At 30.7% G+C, this 4,645-nt stretch carries 5 protein-coding genes; 4 read left to right on the forward strand and 1 reads right to left on the reverse strand.

Translation table 11 applies throughout. The features are described 5' to 3' along the window. The coding region (locus J7M77_RS15330; RefSeq protein ID WP_296880140.1) for a type I glyceraldehyde-3-phosphate dehydrogenase at window positions 1-668 on the reverse strand (668 nt) is incomplete at its 3' end. A gap of 234 nt (window positions 669-902) precedes the next feature. Here J7M77_RS15330 and J7M77_RS15335 point away from each other — a divergent pair. From J7M77_RS15335 to J7M77_RS15350, 4 genes are all read left to right on the forward strand, one after another. Next, window positions 903-1,475 carry an ATP-dependent Clp protease proteolytic subunit gene (locus J7M77_RS15335; protein WP_296880142.1) on the forward strand — a complete coding sequence of 191 codons (573 nt, stop codon included), beginning with the start codon at window positions 903-905 and terminating at the stop codon, window positions 1,473-1,475. A 271-nt stretch (window positions 1,476-1,746) separates the two neighbouring features. Beyond that, complete coding sequence (locus tag J7M77_RS15340) at window positions 1,747-2,181, forward strand: MarR family winged helix-turn-helix transcriptional regulator (protein ID WP_296880144.1); 435 nt, start codon at window positions 1,747-1,749, stop codon at window positions 2,179-2,181. 68 nt (window positions 2,182-2,249) lie between these two features. Further along, window positions 2,250-3,590 carry an MATE family efflux transporter gene (locus tag J7M77_RS15345; protein ID WP_296880146.1) on the forward strand — a complete coding sequence of 447 codons (1,341 nt, stop codon included), beginning with the start codon at window positions 2,250-2,252 and terminating at the stop codon, window positions 3,588-3,590. Window positions 3,591-3,697: 107 nt separating this feature from the next. Continuing rightward, the gene (locus J7M77_RS15350) at window positions 3,698-4,426 is read left to right on the forward strand and encodes a helix-turn-helix transcriptional regulator (RefSeq protein WP_296880148.1); all 729 of its coding nucleotides are present in this window, start codon (window positions 3,698-3,700) and stop codon (window positions 4,424-4,426) included. Window positions 4,427-4,645 lie beyond the last annotated feature (219 nt).

Below are 4,645 nucleotides of genomic sequence, written 5' to 3' on the forward strand. Positions count from 1 at the left end.
ATTACTAAACCGATAGCTTTAGCTGCACCAGTTGAGTTAGGTACGATATTAACTGCAGCTGCACGAGCTCTTCTTAAGTCACCTTTTCTATGAGGTCCGTCTAATACCATTTGGTCACCAGTATAAGCATGTACTGTTAACATGATACCAGATTTGATAGGAGCTAACTTATTTAAAGCGTTAGCCATAGGTGCTAAACAGTTAGTTGTACAAGATGCTGCTGAAATAATAGTATCATCAGCTGTTAAAGTACCTTCGTTTACACCATATACGATTGTTGGTAAGTCATTTCCTGCTGGTGCAGAGATAACAACTTTTTTAGCTCCAGCATCAATATGTGCTTGAGATTTTGCTTTTGATACATAGAAACCAGTACATTCTAATACTACGTCTACACCGATTTCTCCCCATGGTAATTCAGCTGCGTTAGCTTTAGCATAGATTTTAATTTCTTTTCCATCAACTGTGATTGAATCTTCACCAGCTTCAACAGTATCAGCTAATGCATATTTACCTTGTGCTGAATCATATTTTAATAAATGTGCTAACATTTTAGGATTAGTTAAGTCATTGATTGCTACAACTTCATATCCTTCAGCACCAAACATTTGTCTGAATGCTAGACGTCCAATACGTCCAAATCCATTAATTGCTACTTTTACTGCCATTCTTTTTATTCCTCCTTGAATGTTCTTTTATGTTAATATTATATTCCAGAAAGCCAAGAAAAGCAACTATGAAAGTGTTTTCATTTGTATTTTTTAATTTAGTTACAATTTACTTGAATTTATCATCATAATTTACAATTATTTCTTACTTTTAATTCATTATTTTAAATAAAAATTAGCCAAAATGAATAATTATTAATTAAATAACTATACTTTAATACAGGAGGTTAGATAATGCATTTAGTTCCTACAGTAATTGAAAAAACAAATCAACGTGAATATGCTTATGACATTTATTCCAGACTTTTAGAAGATCGCATCATACTTTTAACTGGCACAATTGATGATAAGATGGCTAGCAGTATTGTTGGGCAATTATTATATTTGGAATCTTTAGATAATTCATCGGATATCTTTATGTATATAAATTCGCCTGGTGGCAGCATCAATGCTGGATTTGCTATCTATGATACAATGAATTTTATTAAATGTGATGTTTCTACAATCGTAATTGGAATGGCTGCAAGCATGGCAGCATTTTTACTCAGTGCTGGCAGTAAAGGCAAACGGTGCAGTTTACCAAATAGTGAAATCATGATTCATCAGCCTCTTGGTGCCTATGAAGGTCAAGCCAGTGATATTGAAATCAGTGCCAAAAGAATCATTCGTCAAAAAAATAAATTAAATCGAATTCTAGCTACCAATACTAAACAGCCTTTATCTAAAATCACTATCGATACTGATCGTGATTTCTTTATGGAACCCGATGAAGCTTTGGCGTATGGAATTATCGATGAAATAATTTAAGGAGCTTAATTAGCTCCTTTATTACGATATTGCATAGCAAGCAGGGCACTTAGCCAAAACATGCCACCTGGTAAACAAAATATGCAAAAATGATACCATTTTAAATTCTTAAATTTTTTAAACATCCAATACCTCATTTCAGTCTTTTCTAATATAATGACTTCACTTATAAAAGTCAATCTTTTTTTTCTTAAAGAACCTTAATTAAACTTGACATCCTTATAATATAGGAATACAATTACTTAGGAAACTAAGTAAAGGAGCTGGTAAGATGAATTCTAATTTACCTAAACAAAGTGTTGCTAAAAACATCAATAAACTATCTTATAAATTACGGCGAAAAGTAGATCAGTTTTCTAGTAAAAAAGAATTTAGCGGTTCTCAAGGAAGAACTTTACATTTTTTACTGGCCCAAAGTGATGATGTTTTTCAAAAAGATATTGAAGAAGAATACGGAATTAGGCCTTCAACGGCAACCGAAATATTAAAACAAATGGAAAAAAACGGTTTAATCACTCGACAACCAGTTTCTTATGATAATCGGCTTAAAAAAATCGTTTTAACGAATAAAGCTTTGACATATCAAGATCAGGTAATCAATGATTTAACCGAATTAGAAAACACTCTTACCCAAAATATTTCTAAAGAAGAATTAGATACTTTTTTAAAAGTATTAAATAAGATGATGGATAACATGGCTGAATAACTAATATTCACCTGTTATCCCATCTTTTAAACTATATAGTTAGGAAACTAAGTAATAAGGAGGTATATATGGATAAAACAAACAATTTTTCAACTGGTAAATTATTTCCAATGATTTTAAAATACTCTATTCCAGCTGCAATTTCACTCTTAATTACCGCTATCTATAACATTGTCGATCGCATCTTTGTGGGAAACTACGTTGGAACATCAGCTTTAGCTGGTCTATCAATTTGTTTTCCACTATCTTATATGATGATGGCATTTGCATTGACCTGTAGTGCGGGCGGCTCTTCTTTATTTAGTTTATTTGCTGGCAATGATGATCAAAAAAGTATGAACCGCTCTTTTGGTAATTCATTTATTTTAGTGATTATTTTTGAAATTATCTTAACGATTTTCTTATTTATTTTTGCTGATCCTATTTTAAAATTATTTGGTGTAACAAAAACTTCTTATTTATATGCTTATGATTATTATCAAATCGTTATTATCGGCTGTTTATTTCAAGGCTTAACGCAAGTATTTTGTGATTTTGTTCGTGTTTCTGGACATCCCATTTTAGGAATGATAGTAACTGGAATTGGTGCAATTACTAACATCATTCTTGATGCCGTTTTTGTAATTACTTTAAATTGGGGTGTTACTGGTGCTGCAATCGCAACGGTGATCGGACAAGTTGTTTCCGCTTTATTTGGTGGTTATTTAATCATCAAAAAGCATACCAAAGTAGAAATCAAAAAAGATACTTTTACTTTTGATTTTAGCTTATCTAAAAAAATTATCTCTTGCGGTTTTGCTTTTTGGATTGCCCAGATGGCAATGGGATTAATCAGCCTTGTTTACAATAGTCAATTAGGTAAATATGGCGATGATATTGCTATTAGTGTTTATGCCGTTGTCGCCAGTATCATGACTTTTGTCATTATGCCAGCTAGTGGTATTAGCCAAGGAATCCAGCCAATCGTTGGCAATAATTATGGCAGCAAAAACTATCAAAGAGTCATGGCTACTTTATATCAGGCTTCAGCCTTTTCCATTGGCATTACCTGCATCATTTGGTTAATCGTCATGTTTTTTCCTAAACAAATACTATTATTGTTTGGGGCCAGTGAAGAAATGCTAGCCATTGGAATTACCGGTTTACGAACTAACTTTTGTATTACCCCTACTTTAGGCTTTATCATGCTGGTAACGACTTTCTTCCAATCTATCGCTAAACCAGGACCATCAATTGTAATAACATTTTTACGGCAAATTTTATTTTTGATCCCATTTATTTATCTTTTTCCAATGTTATGGGGTATCAATGGTATTTTTATGGCTCAGCCAGTAAGTGATGCTTTAGCTTTAATCTTATCAATTGTATTAGTTATAAAAGAACATAAACATTTATTAAAAAGTGCCTGATCAGGCACTTTTATTATTTAAATCACCAAGTAAGATACCAACTCTCCTATTAGTAGATTGCTTAATTAATTATATGCAGTTAAAATGAAATTAGGAGGTTTAAACAAATGTATCAAGTTGATAATCAAAAATTTGGACTATTTTTAAGCAAAATACGGAAAAGTAAACAAATGACTCAAAAAGATTTAGCTGACAAATTATTTGTATCCGACAAAACCGTTAGTAAGTGGGAAAGAGGAAATAGTATGCCTAATGTTTCTTTACTTATTCCTCTTGCCGAAATATTAGAAGTAACTGTAACTGAGCTTTTACAAGGTGAAAAAACAAATCAAGAAACAGCTAATATGAATACAATTAATAATCCTACAGCAGTTATACAACAATCAAAAAAGAAATGGCGTTTTGTTTTTTTATTATCGATCATAGTTGTATTAATAGAAATACTTTTATTAGTAAACTTAAAATTTCCATTTACCCAAATAAGTGATAGTATATCATTTTCTATTTTTATGCTATTATTAGCTAGCTGGTTTTGTCTTTTTGCAAAAGACTTGTTACCAAACTATTATGATAAAGATAAAATTAATTTTGTTCATCAAGGAATTTTTAGAATTCATACAATTGGTTTATCATTTAATAATGGAAATTGGTCTTATATTTTAATAGTACTTAAAATATTTACATTAGCTGGTGCTGTTTTAACACCACTATTATGTTATCTAACTCTTTTATTAGGAAACATCATTTTATGGAATTGGTTAAAATATATTGCAATATATATTTTTATCATCTTATTGATCATGACAATTTATATCATTGGTAAAAAATATGAATAAGCAGTTAACCGTAAAAGATTAACTGCTTTATTGATTGTTTATTTTCCTTATCTATCATCAATTATCAATCAAATTGAAATATATTTGAGAAAATAGTGAGAATAATTTATCACCAATTTGAGACAATTAACAAGTCGAAATATGATAGAATATAGACAAGCAATAACTACTATTGCCCGCTGTTTTGAAAGGAGGAATATGTATGTCCTATTACATTTC

The organism is Thomasclavelia sp. (genome assembly GCF_017889095.1).
Lineage (GTDB): Bacteria > Bacillota_I > Bacilli_A > Erysipelotrichales > Coprobacillaceae > Thomasclavelia.

What these genes read in the sequence shown, in the direction of transcription:
- J7M77_RS15350 (WP_296880148.1), top strand. Translation starts at nt 3,698, where the DNA reads ATGTATCAAGTTGATAATCAAAAATTTGGACTATTTTTAAGCAAAATA.
- J7M77_RS15335 (WP_296880142.1), top strand. Translation starts at nt 903, where the DNA reads ATGCATTTAGTTCCTACAGTAATTGAAAAAACAAATCAACGTGAATAT.
- J7M77_RS15340 (WP_296880144.1), top strand. Translation starts at nt 1,747, where the DNA reads ATGAATTCTAATTTACCTAAACAAAGTGTTGCTAAAAACATCAATAAA.
- J7M77_RS15345 (WP_296880146.1), top strand. Translation starts at nt 2,250, where the DNA reads ATGGATAAAACAAACAATTTTTCAACTGGTAAATTATTTCCAATGATT.